The organism is Vagococcus vulneris (assembly GCF_003950515.1).
Lineage (GTDB): Bacteria > Bacillota > Bacilli > Lactobacillales > Vagococcaceae > Vagococcus > Vagococcus vulneris.
In genome coordinates, this window is record NZ_NGJS01000020.1 from 1 (window position 1) to 22,893 (window position 22,893).

At 34.7% G+C, this 22,893-nt stretch carries 36 protein-coding genes; all 36 read right to left on the reverse strand.

From position 1 onward, the window contains the following. Positions 1 to 431 (reverse strand): BppU family phage baseplate upper protein (locus CBF37_RS10215; RefSeq protein WP_125984659.1); only part of this gene is annotated, 431 nt, incomplete at its 3' end. Beyond that, the gene (locus CBF37_RS10220) at positions 431 to 1,435 is read right to left on the reverse strand and encodes a pectinesterase (RefSeq protein ID WP_165866696.1); all 1,005 of its coding nucleotides are present in this window, start codon (positions 1,433 to 1,435) and stop codon (positions 431 to 433) included. The genes CBF37_RS10215 and CBF37_RS10220, both read right to left, overlap by 1 nt. Beyond that, a complete protein-coding gene (locus CBF37_RS10225; protein WP_125984661.1) occupies positions 1,435 to 2,466 on the reverse strand; it encodes a phage tail protein in 1,032 nt (343 codons plus the stop codon). Before CBF37_RS10225 ends, CBF37_RS10220 begins: the two co-directional genes overlap by 1 nt. A gap of 8 nt (positions 2,467 to 2,474) precedes the next feature. Beyond that, on the reverse strand, positions 2,475 to 3,299 hold the full coding sequence (locus CBF37_RS10230) for a phage tail domain-containing protein (RefSeq protein WP_125984662.1): 825 nt from the start codon (positions 3,297 to 3,299) through the stop codon (positions 2,475 to 2,477). Continuing rightward, the gene (locus CBF37_RS10235) at positions 3,300 to 7,607 is read right to left on the reverse strand and encodes a phage tail tape measure protein (protein ID WP_165866697.1); all 4,308 of its coding nucleotides are present in this window, start codon (positions 7,605 to 7,607) and stop codon (positions 3,300 to 3,302) included. It lies immediately after the preceding gene. Next, the gene (locus CBF37_RS11675) at positions 7,600 to 7,752 is read right to left on the reverse strand and encodes a hypothetical protein (protein WP_165866698.1); all 153 of its coding nucleotides are present in this window, start codon (positions 7,750 to 7,752) and stop codon (positions 7,600 to 7,602) included. The genes CBF37_RS10235 and CBF37_RS11675 overlap by 8 nt, the downstream gene beginning before the upstream one ends. 32 nt (positions 7,753 to 7,784) lie before the next feature. Next, the gene (gene gpG / locus CBF37_RS10240) at positions 7,785 to 8,129 is read right to left on the reverse strand and encodes a phage tail assembly chaperone G (protein ID WP_125984664.1); all 345 of its coding nucleotides are present in this window, start codon (positions 8,127 to 8,129) and stop codon (positions 7,785 to 7,787) included. A 47-nt stretch (positions 8,130 to 8,176) separates the two neighbouring features. After that, complete coding sequence (locus CBF37_RS10245) at positions 8,177 to 8,794, reverse strand: major tail protein (RefSeq protein WP_125984665.1); 618 nt, start codon at positions 8,792 to 8,794, stop codon at positions 8,177 to 8,179. 29 nt (positions 8,795 to 8,823) lie between these two features. After that, positions 8,824 to 9,231 carry a hypothetical protein gene (locus CBF37_RS10250; protein WP_125984666.1) on the reverse strand — a complete coding sequence of 136 codons (408 nt, stop codon included), beginning with the start codon at positions 9,229 to 9,231 and terminating at the stop codon, positions 8,824 to 8,826. Next, positions 9,221 to 9,571: a hypothetical protein gene (locus CBF37_RS10255; protein ID WP_165866699.1), complete on the reverse strand. Its 351-nt coding sequence runs from the start codon at positions 9,569 to 9,571 to the stop codon at positions 9,221 to 9,223. The genes CBF37_RS10250 and CBF37_RS10255 overlap by 11 nt, the downstream gene beginning before the upstream one ends. Before the next feature lie 62 nt (positions 9,572 to 9,633). Further along, positions 9,634 to 9,999 carry a phage head-tail adapter protein gene (locus CBF37_RS10260; RefSeq protein WP_125984668.1) on the reverse strand — a complete coding sequence of 122 codons (366 nt, stop codon included), beginning with the start codon at positions 9,997 to 9,999 and terminating at the stop codon, positions 9,634 to 9,636. Continuing rightward, a complete protein-coding gene (locus CBF37_RS10265) occupies positions 9,959 to 10,255 on the reverse strand; it encodes a phage gp6-like head-tail connector protein (protein WP_125984669.1) in 297 nt (98 codons plus the stop codon). The genes CBF37_RS10260 and CBF37_RS10265 overlap by 41 nt, the downstream gene beginning before the upstream one ends. A 9-nt stretch (positions 10,256 to 10,264) precedes the next feature. Further along, positions 10,265 to 11,419, reverse strand: coding sequence for a phage major capsid protein (locus CBF37_RS10270; protein WP_125984698.1), 1,155 nt, complete (start codon positions 11,417 to 11,419; stop codon positions 10,265 to 10,267). A 29-nt stretch (positions 11,420 to 11,448) separates the two neighbouring features. After that, positions 11,449 to 12,183, reverse strand: a complete 735-nt coding sequence (locus tag CBF37_RS10275; RefSeq protein ID WP_125984670.1) for a head maturation protease, ClpP-related — start codon at positions 12,181 to 12,183, stop codon at positions 11,449 to 11,451. Further along, a complete protein-coding gene (locus tag CBF37_RS10280; RefSeq protein WP_240626706.1) occupies positions 12,173 to 13,366 on the reverse strand; it encodes a phage portal protein in 1,194 nt (397 codons plus the stop codon). Before CBF37_RS10280 ends, CBF37_RS10275 begins: the two co-directional genes overlap by 11 nt. Positions 13,367 to 13,390: 24 nt before the next feature. Continuing rightward, on the reverse strand, positions 13,391 to 15,028 hold the full coding sequence (locus CBF37_RS10285) for a terminase TerL endonuclease subunit (protein WP_125984672.1): 1,638 nt from the start codon (positions 15,026 to 15,028) through the stop codon (positions 13,391 to 13,393). Further along, the gene (locus CBF37_RS10290) at positions 15,025 to 15,336 is read right to left on the reverse strand and encodes a P27 family phage terminase small subunit (protein ID WP_125984673.1); all 312 of its coding nucleotides are present in this window, start codon (positions 15,334 to 15,336) and stop codon (positions 15,025 to 15,027) included. The genes CBF37_RS10285 and CBF37_RS10290 overlap by 4 nt, the downstream gene beginning before the upstream one ends. A gap of 112 nt (positions 15,337 to 15,448) precedes the next feature. After that, on the reverse strand, positions 15,449 to 15,904 hold the full coding sequence (locus CBF37_RS10295; RefSeq protein ID WP_125984674.1) for a helix-turn-helix domain-containing protein: 456 nt from the start codon (positions 15,902 to 15,904) through the stop codon (positions 15,449 to 15,451). Continuing rightward, positions 15,885 to 16,205: an HNH endonuclease gene (locus CBF37_RS10300; RefSeq protein ID WP_125984675.1), complete on the reverse strand. Its 321-nt coding sequence runs from the start codon at positions 16,203 to 16,205 to the stop codon at positions 15,885 to 15,887. Before CBF37_RS10300 ends, CBF37_RS10295 begins: the two co-directional genes overlap by 20 nt. Then, entirely contained in the window at positions 16,198 to 16,431 is a 234-nt protein-coding gene (locus tag CBF37_RS10305) for a hypothetical protein (RefSeq protein WP_125984676.1), read from the reverse strand. Before CBF37_RS10305 ends, CBF37_RS10300 begins: the two co-directional genes overlap by 8 nt. Positions 16,432 to 16,447: 16 nt before the next feature. Continuing rightward, a complete protein-coding gene (locus CBF37_RS11880; RefSeq protein ID WP_276309153.1) occupies positions 16,448 to 16,582 on the reverse strand; it encodes a hypothetical protein in 135 nt (44 codons plus the stop codon). 23 nt (positions 16,583 to 16,605) lie between these two features. Then, on the reverse strand, positions 16,606 to 16,791 hold the full coding sequence (locus tag CBF37_RS10310; protein ID WP_125984677.1) for a hypothetical protein: 186 nt from the start codon (positions 16,789 to 16,791) through the stop codon (positions 16,606 to 16,608). Between the two features lie 50 nt (positions 16,792 to 16,841). Beyond that, entirely contained in the window at positions 16,842 to 17,105 is a 264-nt protein-coding gene (locus tag CBF37_RS10315; protein ID WP_125984678.1) for a Thoeris anti-defense Tad2 family protein, read from the reverse strand. Between the two features lie 70 nt (positions 17,106 to 17,175). Beyond that, positions 17,176 to 17,439, reverse strand: coding sequence for a DUF6275 family protein (locus tag CBF37_RS10320; protein WP_125984679.1), 264 nt, complete (start codon positions 17,437 to 17,439; stop codon positions 17,176 to 17,178). Positions 17,440 to 17,868: 429 nt separating this feature from the next. Then, entirely contained in the window at positions 17,869 to 18,300 is a 432-nt protein-coding gene (locus CBF37_RS10325; protein ID WP_125984680.1) for an integrase, read from the reverse strand. 3 nt (positions 18,301 to 18,303) lie between these two features. Continuing rightward, positions 18,304 to 18,480, reverse strand: a complete 177-nt coding sequence (locus CBF37_RS11680; protein WP_165866700.1) for a hypothetical protein — start codon at positions 18,478 to 18,480, stop codon at positions 18,304 to 18,306. A gap of 1 nt (position 18,481) precedes the next feature. Next, complete coding sequence (locus tag CBF37_RS11685; protein ID WP_165866701.1) at positions 18,482 to 18,625, reverse strand: hypothetical protein; 144 nt, start codon at positions 18,623 to 18,625, stop codon at positions 18,482 to 18,484. Then, positions 18,626 to 19,069 carry a DUF3310 domain-containing protein gene (locus CBF37_RS10330; RefSeq protein ID WP_125984681.1) on the reverse strand — a complete coding sequence of 148 codons (444 nt, stop codon included), beginning with the start codon at positions 19,067 to 19,069 and terminating at the stop codon, positions 18,626 to 18,628. 11 nt (positions 19,070 to 19,080) lie between these two features. Continuing rightward, entirely contained in the window at positions 19,081 to 19,212 is a 132-nt protein-coding gene (locus CBF37_RS11885) for a hypothetical protein (protein ID WP_276309154.1), read from the reverse strand. A gap of 3 nt (positions 19,213 to 19,215) precedes the next feature. After that, the gene (locus CBF37_RS10335) at positions 19,216 to 19,833 is read right to left on the reverse strand and encodes a dUTP diphosphatase (protein WP_125984682.1); all 618 of its coding nucleotides are present in this window, start codon (positions 19,831 to 19,833) and stop codon (positions 19,216 to 19,218) included. A gap of 172 nt (positions 19,834 to 20,005) precedes the next feature. Continuing rightward, positions 20,006 to 20,797, reverse strand: coding sequence for a DNA-methyltransferase (locus CBF37_RS10340; RefSeq protein ID WP_125984683.1), 792 nt, complete (start codon positions 20,795 to 20,797; stop codon positions 20,006 to 20,008). An 11-nt stretch (positions 20,798 to 20,808) separates the two neighbouring features. After that, a complete protein-coding gene (locus tag CBF37_RS10345) occupies positions 20,809 to 21,447 on the reverse strand; it encodes a hypothetical protein (RefSeq protein ID WP_125984684.1) in 639 nt (212 codons plus the stop codon). A 13-nt stretch (positions 21,448 to 21,460) separates the two neighbouring features. Continuing rightward, complete coding sequence (locus CBF37_RS10350) at positions 21,461 to 21,682, reverse strand: hypothetical protein (protein ID WP_165866702.1); 222 nt, start codon at positions 21,680 to 21,682, stop codon at positions 21,461 to 21,463. A gap of 3 nt (positions 21,683 to 21,685) precedes the next feature. After that, positions 21,686 to 22,045, reverse strand: coding sequence for a hypothetical protein (locus CBF37_RS10355; RefSeq protein WP_125984686.1), 360 nt, complete (start codon positions 22,043 to 22,045; stop codon positions 21,686 to 21,688). Beyond that, positions 22,042 to 22,539, reverse strand: a complete 498-nt coding sequence (locus CBF37_RS10360) for a Holliday junction resolvase RecU (RefSeq protein WP_125984687.1) — start codon at positions 22,537 to 22,539, stop codon at positions 22,042 to 22,044. The genes CBF37_RS10355 and CBF37_RS10360 overlap by 4 nt, the downstream gene beginning before the upstream one ends. Continuing rightward, positions 22,536 to 22,865, reverse strand: coding sequence for a hypothetical protein (locus tag CBF37_RS10365; protein WP_125984688.1), 330 nt, complete (start codon positions 22,863 to 22,865; stop codon positions 22,536 to 22,538). The genes CBF37_RS10360 and CBF37_RS10365 overlap by 4 nt, the downstream gene beginning before the upstream one ends. Positions 22,866 to 22,893 lie beyond the last annotated feature (28 nt).

Sequence of the window (22,893 nt, forward strand, 5' to 3'; positions counted from 1 at the left end):
TAGACTTGTTGTTCTATTTTAAGACCGCCATTTATATAGCTTGGTTGCATCACGAAATAGAAATACCCAACCGTCATAGATTGACCGTTAGTATAAGTGACATTCACTTCACCTAGCACTCGACCTGAAAATCCAAGATATTGTTTCGGCATGATAAAACTAACTCGACTTGTTAGCTTATCTTCAATTGTTCCGACTAAATTAGCTTTTGGATATTTTTCTGGATCATCGCCACCAAAATATAGCACAAACGATACGTCGCTAGCATTCGATAAGCTTAATGGCTCGCCATTTTTCTTTAAATCATACGTGAATTTAGAAGTATCCAAGTCAAAAGAATAGACGACAACATTCGTGCTGTCGCCGTCTTCTAAAATGGGTGAAACGCTCATCATGTTTTGATATTCTTTATATGTTTTATTCTCATTCATTAGTAGATTTGACCCCCAATCTCTTTTTTGTCTTCTCCCTTAACATCAGTGTTGGCATTATACACGATTGATCTGCTAGATAAAATACGATTAGTGTTGTCAGTACCTCGATTTGACATTGCAAACACAGCGTTTGATGTAAATTCGGCTAAAAATACTCTATTTTGATTTGAAATATCATTGTCGTAAGCATGTCCACCGCTTGTTGTATAAACTATGGCATTATAATTTGTGTTACTTTTGGTATTCTCTCTAATAGCACAGCCTCGGCAAACGCCATACGTACAATAGCTAAATCTTACAAAACGACTCGCATTTTTTGAGTCAGTTTGAGTTAAACCAAAAATACCGACGTAGCCGACACATTGGTTGAACTCAATCGCTCGAACGTATACACCTGTATCTTTTGGATACTGAGGTAACGATTCAGCATTATATCCTTTAATGATAATTGACGGATTAGAAATGTTATTGATTTTAACATTTTCCAGATACGCACCTTTGTCGACAATAATCAAATAATTGGCAGAATTAACTTTCGGAATTGAATCAACTGCTCTTTGAATAGTTTTGAACGGCTTTTCTTCAGTACCTGTATTATTGTTATTACCTTTAGATTGAGAAACATATAATGAAATGGTCTCATTAATATTTCCAAATACAGTATTCACCATAGTATTTAGGTATTCAACTTCATTCTTCAGTCCTTTGATGTCTATCTCATTCCTAATTAAAGTCACTTTAAAAAAATCATAGTCTGATTCTAATCGTGCACTTAAAGAGGCGTGAGCATTGCCTAAGATATCAACACGGGCATCGACCACTTCGTTTGGACTATCGCCACCACTGTTTACCACTAAGTTATCAATCCGAGTGTTTGTTTTGTTAAAAAATAGTTTTACCCAATCAACAAATGAATTAAATGTATCGCTGTTGTCATTTAAATTCTTCTTAAAATCAGCATCTGTACGATTGTTTAGAAATTTTTTAAATAAGAAATTCATCATTTTACTCCTTTCATCAATGCGACCACATAATCAAGTATGGTTCGCTTTTGATTATCTAATTCAACTTCTGGTGTTTTATTTGAAAAAGGATACCTGGTTAAACCAACAACTCGGATGAATTGATTAATACCTAATGGCTCGTAAACAAACCGCACTAAATCTCCACGCTGCACATTAAAATTAAGTACCTTCAAATCAACCTTTCCAGAAATAGTTGGATAGTCTTTTAGCTCACGTTTAAGCCGGTCAATCATATTCGACTGAATGGTATATCGCTCATCTTCAATCGGGTCCTGTATCCGTATGCCCCATTTTTCTGATTCCGGACTGGTGTAAGTTACTGGTTCAAAGTACCAATCTCCAACCGTTTGCCCTTCTTTCGGTTCTTTTCGTTTACCAGACCCACGTATCTGTGTTTTTAATGAGTAAGTATCAATAGAAAAAGATACGCTATCAGTGTTGGCTCGATAACGTATCTGTTCATTTGTTTTATTCTCAAAATAGCGATTCGGAATGAATGTAAATAGCTTATTATCCCTAACAACTGTGACATCATAGTCTTTCTGGACTTCTTCGATTAGTTTAACTAGATTAGCATTTCCAAAGTTTTCCTGTTCTACTCTAGAGATAGATCCATTGATATTTTTAACATCATAATTAAACCCTTGCTTATCTGCTTTAAAAATATGTGTGAGACATTCGTTAATTGATTTAGTTCCACTCATTACGTCATATTGATAGCCATCTTGGATTGTGTGCGTGATATGAGTTGCAGTGACCTGCTTAACTTTAGTCGAGCCATGAGCCAAATTATCACATTGTTTAACGATGAACTCTTGGCCATCAAAGAAGACAGATGATTCATTTTCTAACAAGTTAAACGTCCAAGCATTTCGATTAGTCATTGGCACTTCAAACTCTATGTTAAAAATGTCATCTTTATCTTCTACTTTAAAGCTATCACGTTTAAAATCAGTTAATATCTCTCGTTTGGTTCGCTCATAATTCATAACTAATACATTTTTCATAGCGTCACCTACGACTTATACAAAAAGCGGAAATCGAAGTTAACATCGACATCCGCTACATTTTGTATGTGTATTTTATTTTCACCAGGAGCTAAACTGATAAGTTCCCCATTTGTATCAATCCCACAGTGAATTCCGTTCTTATAAGGATAAACGCCATCGATTAGTAATTCTTCACCACGAACAGAAAGCAATTTGTCGTTTAAAATAAATCGGTCACCGGTTGTCTCGTTGTAAATAGTTAAATTATGATCAGCATATCCCTTCAGTGTGATTTTCAAATCATGAATGCGTGGATCAATCGTAAAATCGCCTAAATTCCAGATAGAGAAATTACTTCGATTAAAGTGATACTCATAGTCTTCTAAGACAAGTCCTTGAGAATATTGCCAATTTTGAGTTGTGATGTCTTGAAAGCCTTGTGTCGTTTCGATTGATTCGGCATGGGCTTTGAAACAATGAAATGTAACTTTAAACACAGCACCGTCTGACTGCTTCTCTTCCTCTTCGAATTCTCCTGGTTGAACAGGGTATCGCTTGCCTGGATTTAATTCTGACATGATGTGGTAGCTTTTTCGCTGATAAATCAAATTGTAGAAATCATTTTTTAAAAGTGTGTAATCATATTTATTATGAAAAGTAATCAAAAATCTGCAACTTATTTCAAAAGGTTTAAATACATTATTATCAGTTTCTCTTTGCCCATCTAATGTTTCCAGTTCGATGTTATTAAAATCCATAATAGGAGGCCCTTGTTGAATTGTTAAACAAGCTATTCCTTTATCTTTAAGATTAATTAATTGATCATCTTGTAAAATAGCAAAGTTTATCAATTACAAGACCCCCTTTCCATAAGCTAGTTTAGATACGTTATTGCCTTGATAGTTACTAATGCTACTAGACATTTCTTTTCCATCAATATTAAGGTTTTTACTTGCAATAATTTCTAGTAGTTTAATCATGACATCACCTTGCTGAGATATTTTTTCTTCCAGACGTTCAACAATAGCTTCTAACTTAACATTATTGTTAACAACAGTAGTTCCTGAATCGCTAATACCAAGCATTGTTTTAGCACGATTTATTAATTCGATTGCTCGTGATTCACGGGTTAACGGAATTACCATTTCTGGTTTATTTCCTTCACCAACCATAGCTAAATGTTCTCTAGTGATTAGTCCGCCGTTCTCGTAACCTACTCCACGATAAGCAGCAGTTAAACTACCATATCGGCTCACGGCGTAACGAATAGATGCCAACATGTTAGATAACGGATCATACACATTCTTATTAAATCCTGGTCTTGCATAAGCTCTAAAAGTTGGATCGATAACTTGTAGCAATCCTTTTGATGGCGTTCCGTTAATAGCGTTGATATCCCAATTATTAATTGCACGTGGATTACCGCCTGATTCCGTTTGAATTTGGCGCATCATCGCGTTTAAATTAGCAGTAGAGAATTGGCCTTCCATTTTTAATGCTCGAGTAGCTAAACTTGCCCATTGCCCTGAACCACCAGAACCTCCACCGCTATTTTTAACAATATCGCCTTCATTAGCAGAACCGTTGATATGTAAATGGTCATAGTGGTCATTATCAGGCCATCTAACCCACTTACCGCTCGAACCTGTTCCAGACAAGCCCATACGGTCACGTACCATGCCTTGAGTAATGACATAGGCTACTTGTTTAGGAAATCGACTAAACGCATAATTTGCTGGTGCAAAATACTTGCTAGATCCGTTCATTCCTGAAGGATAAGCAATATCTATTGCTTGATGTCTTCCATGATAATAAGGGTCACCTGGTCTGTAACCACTCGTAATCGACATTCCTGGGAATTTAGCCATCACGTCTTTGGCCACATCAACTAAGTATTGATAAACGCCCATTGTACCGAGTGATACATTACCATCAAACCCTCCAGGCGCTTCAAATTCAGTGAATTTTTCTTTTACAAAATCAATCATCTTATTTGATAGATGTTTGACTGAACCTGTAGCGATATCCATCCAAAATGAAGGGAATTCAGGAATATTAGTAAACTTATTAACGGCTAATTTAACTAAGTCGCCTGGATTAGAAACATAATCCCAAATGTCACCAGTAAATTCTTTAACCTTGCCCCATAATTTACCAACTGTATTTTTAGTCCCTTCCCATACATTACCAAAAAAGCCATTTTTAAAATGTGGTAATCCTGATAGAATGTCTTTAGTCATATTAGCTGGAATAATCTGTGTGCCTTTTTCCATTGGCAATACAACGTCTCTGCCTCTAGGAATGAATGGCTGACCTTTTGGTGGTACAATCATTTCACGGTGTGTAGATCCTTTTTGATCATTAACTACGCCTAACGTATCGAACGGCAATCCATCTGAACCGGTAGCGAATTTAGGAAGTCTAACTTTAGCAACTTTTATTTCTTTAACTTCCCACTCGTCAAAACCATCAGCACCAAACTTTTCTAACACCCAATTGACCGCTTTGATAATGCCGTTAATAGCACCAATGATACCTTTTTTGATTCCATTAGCAAGTCCGCCGATAACAGCTAATACGGCATTAGCAAACCCTTCAATACCACTAGCAATAGTATTCCAACCGCCTTTAGCAATATCTACCATTCCATTCCAAGCTAGTTTCCAGTCGCCTGTCATGACACCAGTAAATACTTTAATTAATCCACCTAATATTTTAAATACACCACTAAATATCCCAATAACAGTATCCCAAGCGATTTTGATTAAGTTAACAATCGTTGAAAATGTCGCACTGAAAATACCAGTCCAAAATCCTAATGCCGGTTGAATAATTGCCCATGCTAGTTGGAAAAAGTTACTTAATGCTTGCATGATTTGAGCGCCGTATTCATCCCAAAACGCTTTAATAGTTGTAATCATCGTCATAAATGCCTGCGTTACTGTGTCAAACGCTGGTTTAATGTAGCCTTCATAAACATTACTGAAAAACGAGAATACTGAATCTTTAATCAAACTTAAAGTAGCACTAAACGAACCAGTCTGACTATTTAAGTACATAATCCCTCCAGCTAATGCTGCAATACCAGCGATAATTAATGTCACTGGATTAAGTAATGAGCCTAAAATACCAATCAGCCCTGTAAACATACTAGAAAGAGAAAATCCTTGAGTAAGCAAAGTTCCAATTCCTGTTATAACACTTCCAAACCCACTCTTTAAAAAGGTGAATGCTGTGCCTAACAATTTAAAAGGTGCAACTAAAAAAGTAGTAACTGAAGAACCCACAGACTTAAAACCAGTCATCATATTAGGCAGTGTTTTAGTCATTAAATTTGATTCAATCCTAAATTTACCAAAAGTTGACATACCAGAACCCAATGTAGCAAAAAACGCCCCAAAACCTCCGATTAGTTTACCTAATACCCAAGTTACAGGTCCTATTGCTAATGCTATAGCTGTAAATTGTACGATGGTTGATTGAGTAGACTTAGGTAAATCTGCAAACGACTTAGCGATATTGGATATAGTCTCTAAAAAAGGAGTTAGTGCATCCAATGCATCATTTACTGCTGCCATGAATGGTCCACCTAAATCAATGCCTATATCAGTTAATTTGTTTTTAAATATATCTAATTGTGATTTAAATGTGCCGTATCTAGTTTCAGCCTCTTTAGTTAACGCAGTGTTTTCTTTCCAAGCTTTATTAGAGGTATCAATAGAATCACCAAATAATTTTTGAGCACCACCAGCACGTAACAAACTATCTCGAAGTCTAACTTCTTTAATTCCCATTTCATCTAACAATTCAATAGCTGAAGTTCCTTTTTCTTCTGCATGACCTAAACCATTGATAAATGAGCCAATAGCGCCAACCGCATCTTTTTCAAAAGCTTGTTTAAATTGTTCGGCAGTCATACCAGCTATGTGAGAGAAGCCCTCTAAATCTTTACTAGCTTTCATAACTTTAGACATTTCATCAGTTGTCATGCCAATGCTATCAGCTAATGCTTTAAAACTCTTGCCATCGTTAGATTTCATTAACTCTAATTCTCTGCGAGTCATGCCAGTTTGTTGTTCTAAAGCCTTCATTTGTTTCAATCCTGTAACCGTAGCTACTTTCATATTAATCATGACCTTTGAAATAGCACTACCACCCATTTCAGCCTCTATTCCTAGAGAACTCAAAGATGTTGCTAGGCCTAAGATATCAGATTGAGACATACCTATTTGATGCCCAGCTCCTGCTAAACGCATAGACATATCCATAATATCCGATTCAGTTGTTGAAAAATTATTACCAAGTGCCACTAGCGAACTGCCTAATCTGCTAAAGTCTTTTTGCGACATTTGAGTAATGTTTGCAAACTTAGCTAGTTCTTGTGCTCCTTCTTCACCAACTATATTAGTAGCTACACCTAAATCAGCTACAACTCGAACAAATTCTTTAATGTTTGGAGTTTTAATGCCTAATTGACCGGCTGATTCTCCTAATTCAGCTAAAGCAGATGAAGAAACTGGTATTTCTTTAGACATTTTCCTAAAATCATTTGATAATCGTTGAAATTCTCCTTCTGATGCATCAACCGTTTTCCTAACTCCAGCAAACGCACTTTCAAAGTCTGAAGCAGCCTTTATTGATCCGCCAATTAAAGCGCCGACAGGAACAGAAAAAGCTTTTGTCAGCGCTGACCCAAAGCTGCTAATTGCTTTCCCTTGTTTATTTATAGTTTTTCCGAATCCTTCAAGAACCTTGCCACTATTTACTAAGGAACTTTGACTTATTTTTAATTCTTTTGTTGTTCTATCTAATTGTTTCTCAAAACTAGCTAATTGAGCTTCAGCGTTTCTAACGTCTCTTGCATAGTCTAATGTTTTAGCAGAAGCTTTGCCTTGTTCATCGTAAGAACCTTTATATCTTTTTTGTAATTCCGCTACTTTCTCTTTTTGAACCTCGATGACTTTAGTTAATCCTTCTTGTTTAGATTTTAAAAGTCCAATTTTGTCTCCAGCAGTATCCATTATCTTCATAGATGCTTTCATTTCAGACATCCAATAACGTGTTGCTTGTTTTGATCCTTCTAATCCCTTCCTAAAGGCTGTGTCATCGATTTTCAAATCAATGACCATGTTTCCTAAAAGTTTCCCGTTTTTAACCATGAATAACCTCCTTTCCATCCAGAGATAATACTTTTTTATATTTCTTTTTCTTTTTGTTAGCTAAAATCTCCATCAAATGCTCAAAGTCGGCTTCATCTACATCTGTATAACTCCACTGCCCATTTTTAATCAGCTCACTATACAAACTATTTAGTTCTTCACGAAACTCTGACCAAGTTATTGAAGTTCCGTTGGGAGCGCCTTTGGGTCTTGACCTGTGGCAGTAAATAGAATATTTTTAGCTGATTCCATAAAATCAGTACTAGCTAGGCGTTCTTTAATGATTTTTTCATCAATTTTTTTGTTATCTTCAGTTTTTTCTTTTCCAAAGAACCCTAAAATAATATCCATCGCAATATCTAGTTGCTCTTTTACAGACGTTGTTTCATCTTCTAATTTTTCTGCTTTACCAGCTAAATCATACAACTCTCCAACGCTAATAAACTTCCTTACGGTTACCTTTTCGAATTCATCTGTACCTGGAATATTTAACTCAATATCGAATTTTTTAAAATTGCTCATTTAATTTCCTCCTAAAAAAAGAGAGTGCCTAAGCACCCTCAACTATTTTATTTTTTGCCTGCATCTTTATCTGGAACAATTAAGTTCTTCGTTTCCGTTTTATTATCAATTCCAAAAAGTTTTAAGAAAGCATCTTTTTTATCTGCTCCTTTATACTTTTTACCAACGGATGATTTACCATTATCTTGTGTAATCGACGTTGGTGAGAACGTGTAAGTTTCTGCCTCAATATCGTCATTATCTGGCGACTTGGTTTCCATTTTTTCAGTTTCTTTTGTGAATTTACCATTGTAAAATCCCCAAAATAAAGGAACACCACGTAAGTCAGAAGACTCTAATACGATTGCAGTATTTGGTGGTAAAATATCTTCGCCAATATCATAGAAACCATCATCATCTTTTGCAAAACCTAGTATTTCATTATCAATTTCATATGGTAAATCTAGAATACCTAAATTGATTGATACTTTACCTGTCCCTTGAGCTAAAATAGTATAAATACCATCTGATCCTGGTATTGGCTTAGGCTCTTTATTAATTCCAGTGATTTCTGCAGTACTTGTTGCACCTAAATCTTTATTACCTTCAACAATATAATGCTTTTTATTTGTAGCATCATCAATATTTGTAACGATATGCATTCTTCTAAAACCGTAAGTTGCCATTAATTTTCCTCCTAATAAAAAGACACCAACTAATAGTCAGTGTCGTATAATTTTGAATTTCCTTTATATCTTCTTGCATCAACAAATCTGCCGGTCTCGTTGAAATATTCATCAAGACCACCAGATTGTTGAAAAAAATCTATTTTCAATAATGTTTCTTTAATTGCTCGTTGAATTTCTTTACAAGTTAATCTGTCAGTTGACTGAACATCTATCTGATAAATAAATTGGGTTAGTAATGGTTGATTGCTTCCGTAAACCGTATCTAGCGTCGGACCAATTGGTTCAATAATAATAAAAGGCTTCTTTAAATCTGTATTTTCAGGGTTTGTGTAGAAAAACAATCGATGCTTTTTTGTTTTTGAATCATACGTGTGTTGATGTATGACGTCATTTTTAGTTAACATAGTTGCTAATGTTTTCATCTTATCTTGCATATTCTTTTTTCAACTCCTTGTATACAGTATCTAAATATTTACCTTGTGAGCTAGTCATCGTTTGTTCGATCGTGCCAACCATTCTTGGACGATACTTTTTACCTTTTCGAGTATAACCAAACTCATTTAAATGGATTAACCGATAGCGTTCTTTAGGCCCACTCCAGCCAATTGAAGCTGCACGAGTATTGTTTATTTTTCTAGCTTTTTGAAGCGTCACTTCATTTCTAGTAGCTCCTGTAGAATACTTAGTACCAACAAACTTATTAAATGCCTGAGAAATGTCTTCTGCAACAATTTCTGCTCCTTTATTAATCGCTTGATTTTGAATTCTACTCACCTTAGCTTCGCTTAGTTCCTTATCTAATCCCTGAATTGCACTTCTAATTTCTACTTTAGTTTTCATGATGGATTACCTAATATGACTTTGATAAACTCGTTGTTTTCCATATCGTAAGACACATCCACAATATTAAAAACTTTGCCTTCGTATCTATAGTCATGAATCTCTACCATATGATTATTCATAGGCTGATAGCTCTGCTTAGGGTCTCGAATTTTAATGGTTAAGCCTTCTTTGGTATCAGACACCTTTAATAATTCAATATCCTTCATAGAAGGGTTGTAAGCTAACGCTAGACATTTAAAGAGTTCTTCTTTTTTACTTTCCGTTGGTTCAAACTCATCAGTCTGTTGATACTCAAAAAAGACGACAGGCGTTCTTAAATCACCTGCCGTTATCTTCTTTGGTTTGTACGTCGTCTTCATTCTCAATAGCCACCTCCAGCATCACGCCTATAATATTCGATTGAAAGTTTTCTTCAAAGAACTCCAACGAATCGTTATAAGCGTACCTAGAACGTTCTATAACTAACTCTTTTATTTCCGGTATAGTTATATCATCAGAGCCTATCATGCGTTTTATGGAAGCTCTAGAGGCTAATAAACTGCGTTCAATCTCGGCATTTTCTGAATCATGAAAAATCTTCATGCGTTCTTTAAATTCTTTGACTAATTCTTCCATATCGAATCACTACTTATCTGCTTTTTTAGGAGCTACCTTGCCATCGTCGCCAGTAACAGTATTATCAATTTCCAAATCCCATACTGCAGCAGTTTTGTCATCTTTTGCTTTTCCGTAAACAAAGTTTTTAGCGACATATAAGTCTAAATCTTCCATAGCAAACGTTTGGTCGTACATTCTGATAGCTAAACCACCAGCAATATATGCGTGATAACGTCCAGAAACAAATGTAATTGCCTTTTTAACTGGTACTGCTAATGATTCAATTAACGTTAAATTAAACGGTAAAGCAGTCACATATGTTCCGTTAGCATTCAAGAATGTGTATTGTGTTCTAACGTCCCAAGCATCAACTGGATTGACAATCATGACTACTTTTCCAGCCACGTTTACTGGTTTACCATTTTCTTTAATAGAGTGGTATTTAAAGACCTCTGTTAATTCTTTAACGGTAGAACGGCTATCTTTAAAAGTAAGTTTACCTGATGAAGCTTTTTCAGGGTAAACACCACCTGTAATCGATACACCTTTTTGTACTTGACGATTTAATCCAACAGGTTTTTCGTTACCATCGCCGATAATAAAGCCTTCTTCTAAAGCTACGGCATTAGCTTCAACAATTTGTTCTTTAACAAAACGTTTAATCCACTCAGGACCAAATTGATCTAAATCTTTAGGTAATACCACGAACGCTGTTAACTTGTCTGAAATATCTTCTTCTTCACTGAATGCTGCATCTAATTGACCTTTAATTTCACCAAAGATTTTACCCCAAACAGCGACACCAGTTGTCTCTGATTTTAAGAACTTTAAGCGTAACCCATTATTTTTTAAACCAATGTAGCTTAAAATAGGATGTTCCGTTGTTAAATCTTCAAAGATTTCATCAACTGTTGTTTGTGGCAATAATTTTTCTTCTTTGTATCCCACATCTTTTTTAATATCATTGAAGAACGCATATTCTTCACGATTCATACCCTTTGCCATTTCTTGAGTTAAGGCAGCATTCTTCATTTCTTCCTTAAATTTAGCTTCTAACTCTTCTGAATGTGCATTCATCATTTCTGCAAAAGTATTCTGTTTTTCTTCAGCAGAGGCTTCAGCGCCTAATTCGAAGAATTTCTTCTGTAATTCGTTTGTTTTTTCAAATCCTTTTAATGTCATTACCATATATTTTTCCTCCAATTTAGGTATTAAAAAAAGAACCCATCAAAAGTAGAATTACCTTTGTTAGATTCTCGTTTCTTTATATTTTGTTTTTCTAATGCTCGTTCAACTGACTGATCAATAATATTTTGCATTTTGTCTTTATCAATTGATTGATTTTTCATTTCTTTTACTTTGTTAATTAAAGTGGTCGGTAAAACGTCATTATATCCACTCGCCACCATCACAGGACGCTCATCTGATTCAAACATAATGTCATCAACAAATCCTAGTTTTTTAGCTTCATCAGCAGTTAGCCAAGTCTCATCATCCATTTTAGAAAGAATATCTTCTTGACTTAGCCCTGTTTTTAGCTGATAAGCTTTAGATAGTGACTGATTTGCTTTCTTTAATATTTCGCTTGCTTTATCCATATCGTGATAGTCGCCACCCATTCCCGTTGATACATTATGAATCATAATCTGACCAACTGGGCTGATTTTAGTGGGGCGACCTGCCATTGCGATAACTGAAGCAGCACTTCCTGCCATAATGACATTAATCGTCACTTTACCTTCATAGCTCATCAAAGCTGTGTAAATTTCATTACCAGCATCAACAAGTCCGCCGTAAGAATTAATACTGATTTCGACATCTGAACCGTCATCAGGTAACACGCTCAGAACATCATTAGAACTGGTAGCATCCATTTCTAACCATTCGTAAATCCACTTGTCATCATTACTAACGATAGGACCATTAATTTTAATTTTAGTCGTCATTTATATCATCACCCCCTTTCGATTCCTTTTCATAGTTTTTAGTAAGTACAAACTCGTCACCTCCGTCAACTGCATCAAATCCAAACTCGTATCGAACTTCGTTTTTATTAAATCCACCACTCGCGATAGCTTTATCAATCTGCGTAGCCAATTCAATGATATTTTTAACATCTGGACCAATTGCTCTAATTCTGTGGCCCTTCATGTAATCATCTTTACTAATTAATTTTAATATAAGCTCTGTTTGTATTTTATTTATTAGTGGTTTGATCATAAAGTTTAAAAAAAACGTCGTCTGTTCTTCAGTCTGTGCCATATCCCCAAAAATTAAAGAGGGAGGGACACCTACAGCTCCAGCAACTTCTGACACAAAATCATTTTTTATTTTTTTAAGCTCGTCAAATGATTGATTACCACCTTTTGAATTACTAGATACTTCGTTATAATCAAAACCATTCATCTTAGCCACAATTGCTACAGAATCTGTTTTAAATGATTTAAACATTTTATCAACAATGTTTTTTAATCTTTCAGCAGCCGTTTTTCCGTCCTTGTTTTCAACCTCTTTTAAGGCCTTAGTAGCATCAATATCCACAACGCCTCTTATTTGGTTGTTTCGCATATTTACTTCAATCATACGACCAAATAACTCACCATAATCTCCGTACAATCCAGCAATGAAGTTCTCTAAATCCTCATTGTTGTATTCCATATACCAAACTTCACTTCTAGAAAATGTCCTAGCAAATGTGTAATCATCTACTGTCACTTCTGAAAAACTATCAGGATAAACAGCATACGGCGTTTTATTAAATGAATCAGCAATTAATAAATCTTCCGTATCATTTAAAATCACTAATACTTCATTGTCATAAAGTAGCTTGTAAACTAGCTTTTGCCAAAAATCAGATGCATTCTGATTAACATTTGGCTTAACGTTTAATTTATACATCCACGTTTTGTGCTTTAATTCGTTTGATACTTTGTTACCTACGGTGTACTTAAACTCTGTTGTACTAACGGTTCTTGACACAAAGTTCAATACACGATCAATCGCCATTCTCTTTAAATAAGTCCGCTTAGAATTATCTTGAACAATATCGAGGTCCCAAAAATATTCCCAAAATTCATCTGTTTGTTTTCCAATTTCTTTGTTCCTTTTAAAAAAATCTAGCCATGTCATTTCACTCACTCATCCACATCCTTTCTATGAATACATGCCTTCCATGAAGTCGAGCATTTCGTTTACATCGATGTCTACTATTTCATCAGCTCGATACATTGAGTGTATGAATGCTTGGAAACCATCCGTTTTACGTCTATGTTCATCCTTTTTAAGAAACTCTATGTTTCTTCCATTACGTTTAACAGCGACATTTTGGGTATACCAACGCATTAAAGGATTATCTCCAAATATAATATTTTTTTGAGCGAATCCATCAATAATTCTAGGGGCTAATAAACTTTGAATAGCGCGTGGATTTTTTATTACTTCAATTTCAAATCCAGCTTCTTGAAATAGCGGTCGCAATAAATCCATTCTAAAATTATCGGCTACAATTCTATCAATGCCATAATTCTCGCGCATTTCTATAAACCAATTAACAATGTGTTTAGGATTGATTGATTCTTCATCTAAAATAGTTAACAACCCTTTTCTTTCCCATTCATCAATAGGTGCTTTTAATCTTGCAGAATCTAGATAACCCTTTCTAGCAAATGAGTGTGACTTCCAAATGTATTTATCGCCGTCTCTAAACAATAATCCGACAGCTGCAAAGTCTCGAATACTAGCGTAGTCAACGCCGCCAATACAAGTTTTGAATAATAAGTCAGGTACTTCTTGGTTAGTTGCTTTTATTTCCTCGTATGGAACAATAGTTTGCTCTAAATCTTCTTCTGGTAAGTTCATACGTTTTGTCATAAATTCTGGTCTGGCCGACGGATTGTATTCTAAATTCTTGTATTGCCTTTTAACTTCTAGCAATAACCCTTCAGCATAATCACTCATCGGATTGCAAAACATAGGATTAGCTTTCTGCCACATAGCTAAATTATCTACTTCTTTTTTATCATCAATTCGGCAAATAAAAGGGAATAATCTATCTTCTTCTGACTCACCTTGCAATTGATAGTTACTGCGCTCTTTTAATTTATCTAAAAATTTATCTCGAACAAATCCATCTGTTCCAATGTAGAATATTCTAGGATGTTTAACCTTACCTAGACCACTTGTCAAAACATCTACAATCTTTTGATCTTCATATTGATGGACTTCATCGAATATCACGCATCCGTCCCTGGCACCATCTTTAGTGCCAGCATTTGAAGTGTTAAACATAAATGTACTGTTTGTTTTACGTCCTAATATTTCTAATTTAGTTCTATAAAAATGTTTATCTAGCTTATTGTCTTTAATACAGTTATACATTTCTAAAAAAGATACTTTTGCTTGCTTTTCACTATTCGCTACTAAGGCAACATTATAATTTTTAACTCCATGAAAAGGACTAATAAAAAAATGGCTTAATGATGTGATAAAACCATTCTTACCACCACCCCGAGCCATTGATATAAAAAATTCTTTAAAATAGTTATCTTCATTTGATTTTTGATACAAAAAAATAAATGATGCTACAAACTTTTGAAAACTTTCAAGTTCGAAGTACCATTTTTTTGTAAAAGCAATATAGGATTCTAATAAATTCAAATCAAAATAAAGATCATTCCGATTTAATATATCTTTTTTCAACCAATTTATTAATTGAATACGTTCTTTATTTAATTCTATTTGTCCTGATTCATAAAGTGCAATATATTCATCAATGTATTTAGTAGTTATCATAGCAATTCACCATCATCTGGCTCACTACTTACGGCAGGTTCATTTAGTCCAAGGTCTTTTAGCAAAGCTAGCATTTGTTTATTGACCATTACTAATTCTTTCGTAGAAGGATTATTTTTAGATACATTTCTACCTGAGCTATTAGGTTCTTTATAAACAGTGCCGCGCTCCTTTATGTCAGCCACTAACAATTCCTTCGAATGCCACAAAGACATGTAATCATTAATTAAATCAATATAGAAATCACTCGTAGCGTTCCTCAGCGTTAACTGCTCTAATAGCGATTTTTTTACTTTTTTCTCGTTCATCTAGGCTCTCCTTTCTCAAAAAATCTCATGCGCGAGGGTAAATCTGCGGAAAAGACCCCCATCACCGGTTCCCACTTGCCAGTCTCACACCGTTTTATTTTGAGGGGGGGTATTACTGTTCGAATACTTCACCAGTCGAATGATTAATAAATAGTACTCTTTGTTTTGGACTATTTTTCGTAAGGTAAGTGAAAGTAATTATATTAACTCCTTCACCCATACCTTTAGTCACAAATTGTCTTGTCATTGATACAACACCAACTGCTTCATCGTTTATCATAAGTATTGGAACTTCACTATTTAATTCATAACTAATTTTGCTATTAAATTTAAAATTATTACCACCGATATTCTGACTTACCAGCTCGACAACTTCTATACCACCCAAATTAGCTATAGTACTCAACCTTGAAACGCTTGGCACAGAAATACCCCTTTCCCATCTAGACACAATACTATCGCTAGCCACAGGATCAAATTTTTTCCCGAAGTCTTTCATAGTCAGTCCTAACCCGATTCGTATTTCTTTAATCTTTTCTCCCAGCATATCAATCCCACCTTTCGTCATCTGCCCACTTATTTAACTTCTTATTACGACTTCGATAATTAAAACGCTTGTGTCGCTTATTATGGCAATCTTTACATAACGTTCTCGTATTGCTTGGTTCTAATGCTAAGTCTGGTCTATCCTTCAACTCTTGTATGTGATCAACTTCTAACACTGAATGACTATCAGTTGTAACTTTCCCCTCAGCCTTGCACCATTGACATTCATAGTTGTCTCTCTTAAGTATCGACTGTCTAAACGTTCGCCACTTACTCGAACCATAGAACTTTGCTCTTGCTTCTTTAGTAGATACATCAAGCATTGATGAAACTTACTTGCACATCAGGACTAGAGTTAGACACCTTGTAACCGCTTGTTACTTCCTTAGCCTCTGACTGTTCTTCAGTAGTAGCTATCATCTGTTCTATCTCATTGCAATCAACTGTGCATACTAACTGACCATCGACTGTCTGTTTAGTGTAAGGTATCTTGTTCTCTAGTAAATAGTTATATTCATCTAGTGTGATTGTTACTAATGGTTTATGCATTATGATCCCTCCTCGCTCATCCTCTCCACATATCTCTAATCCCAATCGCTATACTTCCGACAGAGCACGCAATAACAAACGCTATCAACGTCACGTACCAATCGAATATTAAATAGATTAAGAATAGCAATACTATTAACAGTGTTATCATCGTGTCCCTCCTAAAATGTTATTTCAACCATATTTAACCATTAGCTTAGCCATTTCTTCGGCTGCTTTTTCTTTCGTTCTGAAGCCTGCTACTAAACTAGGCTCTGTTCTGTCTCGATTACTAACCACACGTTTCCAACAACTAAAACGTCCCTTTTTATATTCGATTATCCAATCGCCCTGTATTGTTCTGTTTAATCTCCATTCCATTGCGTTGCATTACCTCCTAAAATAAAAACGCATAACATGATTGCTATGCGTTACAGTTTGAATTTTCCTTCTGGATCTAAAAACAACTCAATATTTCTATCTAACTTTTTACCTCTTTCGTAGTTACTCTTTCTTTCACTATAATTAAATTTCAGGTGGCTAGATCTAATCACACCCCAGTCTTCCGCGAATACGTCGCCTATTGATAGCACCCACATCGCATGCGTTCCGTCCGAATTTTTAATTTGTAAATATGGATGAGCTCTAAATGGTTTGCCCTCTTTTAACAATGGTAATACTTGTTCAAATTTCATTTCTATTACCTCTCTCTATTTTTAATTAAAGTAAAACGCACTAACCTTTGACAGTTAGTACGCTAGACAGTTAAATACTGATAGCTTTGTTTTCCCATTTTTTATAAGCATCAAAATAAATTTCTTGCTTGTCACCATTAAATGTTAGCTCATAATACATGCCGTCCGATATAGTCGTACTTAACAATGCTTTATTATTTTGTAATGTCTTACATGACCAAACCACAAACACATCATCTACATCAATCTTTTGATTATCCGTTTTATCAAAATTATCGTTAGCATAATCTTTAACTAACTCTTTGCATTTACTGATAAATAATTGATTGTCCATTATATTACCTCATTCTTCTTTATTTAAAACACACAGACCTCTGACAATCTGCATGCTCGTGTAGATTATGTCCCACTTGCTTAGCCAAACAGGATACTCATTACTCGATACTAAGTCGTTTGCACTTTTATCACTGATTTCCGTCAGCGTGCAATAGATTAAAATCAGAAAAATAATTCTGTTTTATTTTTTTAATCAGACGTGATTAAGTTGAAATTAGGTGTTTCCGCACCGTCATTCCAATAAATTTTTGAGTAATTGAAATTATATTTTGTTTGTCTGATTAACACTGACTAGCAGAATCGAACTGCTATACGCCATCGCCAGTACTCGAATTTAGATAAAGGAGGATAATCACCGGTAGCGTAATTGCTGCTAAGCTACTACCGATTTTTATCACACTACCATTTTAAGTTAAAAAGCACGCCCTTAAAGTTTAACTTTTGTTTTAATTTCAAGCTCTCTATCCAATTCTTCAAAGAATTTACGTCTTAGTTTAATTGCCTTGTTTCTTCCACAAGAAATTATTTGTTGGTCAACAAGTCCATTTAAAGTAAATCTTGGCCATTTCTTCAGATACAATTCTCTAATGATTATTTCTGTATCATCGTCACATTCGTTCAAAAGTTCTGTTATTACTTGTTTTTTTCTTCTTAGCTGATTGATCGCGTCGTGGGTTTGAATCGTCCACATTGTATCAAACATCATGTCACTATCAGTTCTCGTACCCTTAATGTCAGCATTTAAGTCCGGCTCATGATAAGGAACTCGTATTTCTTCTTCAATTTTTTTAATGTATGTGTCTATATCGTTGTAATCTCTTAAAGCAGATTCACATCTTCCCCATCGCCAGTTTTCCAATCGCTAGTCCTCCAAATATTTTAAAATTAAGATTCCTGCTCCAAATGAATAGAATATTATTAAACTCCACTTCAACGGTTTATTATCAGTAACATTGAATCTTCCTATTTTTAATTCACCAAATGCCAGGAAGAGTACAATCATTACAAAGAACGCGAATTTAACCCCATCCCAAAACATGTTACCCCTCCTTCATGTGTTTCCAACGCTCATCATCTTCGTATCTAGCTTCGCCTAGTTTGGTTTTCAGAAATAAATTTTTAATTGAGATAATCAACATCTTAACAGCATAGTTATGTGACTTTCTGTATGCGTCTTGATACATTTATTTCCCCTCCCTAAACTTTACCAACTCGTTCGCATACCAACAGTTTTTCTCGATATCAACCGTCCCACCTTTTTCACGTTCGCGTATGACGTACTTAATCATATTGCCTTTAAGGAACCCCTCGTACTCCTCTGGCGTTAAACTGTCCTTAATCACATCTATCGTTTCAAATTTTCCCCTGTTATAATGCTTCGGGCTGTTGACGTTGTCTTGCGTAGCTGCTGTGTATTCGATGATGGGAATGCCAGGAAATCTTTCTTTAGCCATCTCCGGAGTGTAAAAGTAAACATTATAAGTTTTAAACTTTTCGCTAGTAACAATATATGTCCCTAATTTCGGATGATTTTTTATATGTACGTAATCCCACAAATATCCTTTATTCTCCAGCTCCTCCATCAACGCATCATAATCTGCTTGTGTTTTCGTGTGATATATTTTCATGATAGGACTCCTTAAGTAAAATATTTAATTACTACTTGCAATATTAGACAAGTGCTTAAAACAATTGCGCTATCCGTTCTATCGCCTTCAGCTAGAAAACTTAACGCCGAAATAATAAAAATAATAAAAAGTACTATTTCCATACCTTAATACCCCTCTCTCAATCGTTCATAATTAATTTTATTTTTTTCATAATAGGCTTGCTCGAGTTCTTGTTCTGTTATTCCTAACCGCAACACATACTCTAAAAATTTGTCTTTATATCTGTCAATTTCAACTCTCATATCAAAACTGCCGTTGATAATTCTAGCAACTTCTTTATAGCAATCTTCCAAACTTTTATATAATTCACATACTACTTTTCTTTTCTTAAGCGTCTCTCCTCCTTGATTCGCCAAACTCAAGATAAAATGCAAACAGTCGGAACATTCTTCAACTAGTGTTAAATGGTGGGCTTGTTCTTTTGTATAAGGATTGAATTTATTGTCATAATATTCATAATAAAATTGTCTTGTTTTAATTTCAGGTTGCATAGGGCTAATCCTGTTATACTCGCTTATCTTTTTAAACCTCTTCTCATCAACCTTACCCTTGTTGTCTTTCCAAAACTTAAAGTGTTCTGAACAGTTAGCTACTTCTGAAATTTCAACAGACAAAGCTACTAACGTCTTGTTAAATCGTTCTTCTGCTGTCATTTCTGATTTAGCTGCTAATATCTGACTATCTAATGCTAGTTGCATTTCTTGTAGTTTATTCCAGTTCATTTGATTACTCCTTTAGATTTAAATAATTTCCCGAAACTTTTATCTCTTGATTGATTAATTTTTTTAAGAAAAACATGTACAAGCATTTGCTTGTTATACGTGTTTAATTTCATGATTAATCCTCCTCAAAACTTTCTCTTTATCACCGTGCCAATTTTTCATGTTAGTCCTCTTATCTGAATAGGCTCGGCTGCATATTTGTTAGCATTTTGTTCTTTGCAAGCTCACACATTTCTTTTTTTATTTCAAAACCATAAGATTTTCTATTCAATTCATTGGCTGCCCTTAAAGTTGAGGCACTACCTGCACATGGGTCAATCACTACGTCGTTAATATCTGTGAATATTTCAATGAGACGTTTCAAAACTGGTATTGGCTTTTGAGTGGGATGTATTTTTGGATAACTATTATCTATTTCCCAATTGAACCAATTTAAAACCATCCTACCTTCATTGTTAAACTTAGGTAATTTATCACGATACAAAACTAAACCGTATTCAGTAGCACCAACTACTTTCATATTCGCTTTCAAAACTTGTGGACTCGTATTTTTAACAAAAACTAGTGGTATATGATGTTTAAAACCATGTTTTTTTCCGTTTTCAATAACATCTGGCAACTGTTGAAATGCACAAAACACTACCATACAAGGAGCTTTTCCCTTTTCCTTCGGCTCTTTTTTTAGCATTTTAGAGCAGAAATGCATAAATTCAGATATTCTAAAATCATTATCCGTATCAAAAAATGCTTTACCTGCTTTGTCAGATTCACCTTTCTTATTATCGCCGTCAACATACCACTCAAGACTTGAAGCATAAGCGTTATTTCCTAAATTGTAAGGAATATCAGCTATTACTAATTGAGCTTTAGGTATGTTGTATCTTTTATAATTTTGAAAGTGGTCATTAAACAATTCACACGGATATGACTTTTCATAATTTTCTATCTCTTCAGGTTCAAACATACTATCTCTCCTTATTTCTGCTTCACACTCACTAACTCAAATACGTTGCATCCGAAATAATCTGCCATAATGTAAGCCACACAATCAAATTTATCTTTAGTCAGCTTTTTAGATCCATTTTTAAGATATCTAACGACTGATTCATCTATGCTTAATTTATTAGCAGTCTCTATATTGCCTATCATATTTTTAGTCATGTATAGCTTTAAATTGTGGCTGAACACGTCTTTAAGCTGACTGAAATTGTCTTTGCTTGATATGAAATCAATCGCTTTAATATATACAGTCTGTTTAGTTGTACGTTCTTTTAGCTTTTTATTTTCCTTAGTCAAATTATTGACAATATTTTTTAATATACGGTTTTTTTCATCTACTTCTTTACTTTTATTTATCGGCTTATTTTTCTTTTCGATATTTTTAATCGTTTGCGATAAACTAACTGTCAATGTATCTAATTCAGCGATAGTTTGATTAGCTTGCTTATTTTTATCAATTTCATTTTTAATCTTTTTCTCAACTTCCCGAATCGTATATTCCTTAGCAGCTAAGTCCTGTTTTAAAACTCTGATTTCTTCTTTTAGTGGCTCACTGTCATTAATCTGTGCCGCAATCTTCTCAGCTAATTTATTAGTATTAAATATTCCTAACATGATGTGTCCTCCTTTAAGCTAATAATATTGACGCTAACGCACTCATTAAATCGTCTAAAGCATCATATTCTCTATCGCTCAAATTATCTGAAATTTCATCTATGTCTGTCATCGATACTCCACCGTGAATATTAACTACAAGACCCAATTCAATTGATTGCTCTCCATCGTTAATTACTAAATTAATTCCATAACTGCCTAAATGTTCAATTGATTCTATTAACATGTCGTTCACTCCTTAATTTGCAATTTTCTTTTTTCTAACTTTTCCGCTCGGTATTTCCGACTTAACAAATTTCAACAGCTTTCTAGTCGCTACTCTAATCTCATTACCGTCATTCACAATAATCACATTCTCATATACTGAACTTTTAATAATCTGACATTTAATGCCCTCGATAGTGATACTATTGCCTTCTTGAAATTTCTGCTTAACCACATTGCCTAACAACTTTAATTCGAAGCCGTTCACTTTTAGACTGCTTGTCCGATAAGACAACGTGCCAGGATTTACACCTAAAAAGTCGCTGCATTCTTTTCTATTGCCTTTAAAAACTTGCTTATTATCTTTTAAAACTTGATATAGTTTGGTTTTCATTTTTGGACCTCCAAATTTTCCAAATAATCTAAATACTTTCCTGTTCTCTTAACTTTGCATCCTTTAAACCACGCTATCGGCAAACTCTTTTTATTAACGCCTAACGCATTGTTTTTCATTTCAATGTATTTATCTATCGTGACCCAAAAAGTATCTCCAGTATCGTTAAAACGAACCATGAGACCGCTAACACCGCCACAGTTACTAAACTGTTTCAGAAATTCAATTTGATGTGGTTTTACAAAGTCGTTTTTCCCTTGTTTGTGTGGCATAGATTTACCGTTCATACTTTTACAATCGAACGCAATCGGAATACCTTTGAAATGCCCAATAAAATCACAGCCAGTCTTATCAGTAGGAATAATGATTGGTTCACCGGCTACTCGAATAGTTTTAGTTCCGTTTGGTATCTTGCTAACGGCTCCGTAACCTTTCCTGGAATACCATTTATTAGTCGTTTCGACTTCTTGCTCAAACTTGCTCCAATTTTTCAATATACATACTCCCTGTATATGACATATCCATTTCGACTCTCTCGATATTTCAACATGCGATCAAACTCTTTTGATGTTATCTTCAATTTTTGACAGATGTTCCATTTATTGCGATATTCTCGTTCTCGACCTTTTTCATCAATTAGTTTGTATACCGTTTTACGATATTTCCTTAGTTTATTTCCTTCAAATCCAAATTGTCGTCTTATTTTCTTTATTTCCAAACACTTTTCACAACTATCATCTTTGCATTCAACGGTATTGTGCTGATTAGTTAGTATTTCGAGTTCCATTAACTTGGCATACGTGACAATTCTCGCTCCCACTTCCGTCTCAACTCCTTTAAATCAACCT

Coding starts and splice junctions, on each gene's coding strand:
- CBF37_RS10220 (WP_165866696.1), bottom strand. CDS start 1,435: ATGAATTTCTTATTTAAAAAATTTCTAAACAATCGTACAGATGCTGAT.
- CBF37_RS10225 (WP_125984661.1), bottom strand. CDS start 2,466: ATGAAAAATGTATTAGTTATGAATTATGAGCGAACCAAACGAGAGATA.
- CBF37_RS10235 (WP_165866697.1), bottom strand. CDS start 7,607: ATGGTTAAAAACGGGAAACTTTTAGGAAACATGGTCATTGATTTGAAA.
- gpG (WP_125984664.1), bottom strand. CDS start 8,129: ATGAGCAATTTTAAAAAATTCGATATTGAGTTAAATATTCCAGGTACA.
- CBF37_RS10245 (WP_125984665.1), bottom strand. CDS start 8,794: ATGGCAACTTACGGTTTTAGAAGAATGCATATCGTTACAAATATTGAT.
- CBF37_RS10250 (WP_125984666.1), bottom strand. CDS start 9,231: ATGCAAGATAAGATGAAAACATTAGCAACTATGTTAACTAAAAATGAC.
- CBF37_RS10260 (WP_125984668.1), bottom strand. CDS start 9,999: ATGAAGACGACGTACAAACCAAAGAAGATAACGGCAGGTGATTTAAGA.
- CBF37_RS10265 (WP_125984669.1), bottom strand. CDS start 10,255: ATGGAAGAATTAGTCAAAGAATTTAAAGAACGCATGAAGATTTTTCAT.
- CBF37_RS10270 (WP_125984698.1), bottom strand. CDS start 11,419: ATGACATTAAAAGGATTTGAAAAAACAAACGAATTACAGAAGAAATTC.
- CBF37_RS10275 (WP_125984670.1), bottom strand. CDS start 12,183: ATGACGACTAAAATTAAAATTAATGGTCCTATCGTTAGTAATGATGAC.
- CBF37_RS10280 (WP_240626706.1), bottom strand. CDS start 13,366: ATGACATGGCTAGATTTTTTTAAAAGGAACAAAGAAATTGGAAAACAA.
- CBF37_RS10285 (WP_125984672.1), bottom strand. CDS start 15,028: ATGATAACTACTAAATACATTGATGAATATATTGCACTTTATGAATCA.
- CBF37_RS10290 (WP_125984673.1), bottom strand. CDS start 15,336: ATGAACGAGAAAAAAGTAAAAAAATCGCTATTAGAGCAGTTAACGCTG.
- CBF37_RS10295 (WP_125984674.1), bottom strand. CDS start 15,904: ATGACGAAAGGTGGGATTGATATGCTGGGAGAAAAGATTAAAGAAATA.
- CBF37_RS10300 (WP_125984675.1), bottom strand. CDS start 16,205: ATGCTTGATGTATCTACTAAAGAAGCAAGAGCAAAGTTCTATGGTTCG.
- CBF37_RS10305 (WP_125984676.1), bottom strand. CDS start 16,431: ATGCATAAACCATTAGTAACAATCACACTAGATGAATATAACTATTTA.
- CBF37_RS11880 (WP_276309153.1), bottom strand. CDS start 16,582: ATGATAACACTGTTAATAGTATTGCTATTCTTAATCTATTTAATATTC.
- CBF37_RS10310 (WP_125984677.1), bottom strand. CDS start 16,791: ATGGAATGGAGATTAAACAGAACAATACAGGGCGATTGGATAATCGAA.
- CBF37_RS10315 (WP_125984678.1), bottom strand. CDS start 17,105: ATGAAATTTGAACAAGTATTACCATTGTTAAAAGAGGGCAAACCATTT.
- CBF37_RS10320 (WP_125984679.1), bottom strand. CDS start 17,439: ATGGACAATCAATTATTTATCAGTAAATGCAAAGAGTTAGTTAAAGAT.
- CBF37_RS11680 (WP_165866700.1), bottom strand. CDS start 18,480: ATGTTTTGGGATGGGGTTAAATTCGCGTTCTTTGTAATGATTGTACTC.
- CBF37_RS11685 (WP_165866701.1), bottom strand. CDS start 18,625: ATGTATCAAGACGCATACAGAAAGTCACATAACTATGCTGTTAAGATG.
- CBF37_RS10330 (WP_125984681.1), bottom strand. CDS start 19,069: ATGAAAATATATCACACGAAAACACAAGCAGATTATGATGCGTTGATG.
- CBF37_RS11885 (WP_276309154.1), bottom strand. CDS start 19,212: ATGGAAATAGTACTTTTTATTATTTTTATTATTTCGGCGTTAAGTTTT.
- CBF37_RS10335 (WP_125984682.1), bottom strand. CDS start 19,833: ATGAACTGGAATAAACTACAAGAAATGCAACTAGCATTAGATAGTCAG.
- CBF37_RS10340 (WP_125984683.1), bottom strand. CDS start 20,797: ATGTTTGAACCTGAAGAGATAGAAAATTATGAAAAGTCATATCCGTGT.
- CBF37_RS10345 (WP_125984684.1), bottom strand. CDS start 21,447: ATGTTAGGAATATTTAATACTAATAAATTAGCTGAGAAGATTGCGGCA.
- CBF37_RS10355 (WP_125984686.1), bottom strand. CDS start 22,045: ATGAAAACCAAACTATATCAAGTTTTAAAAGATAATAAGCAAGTTTTT.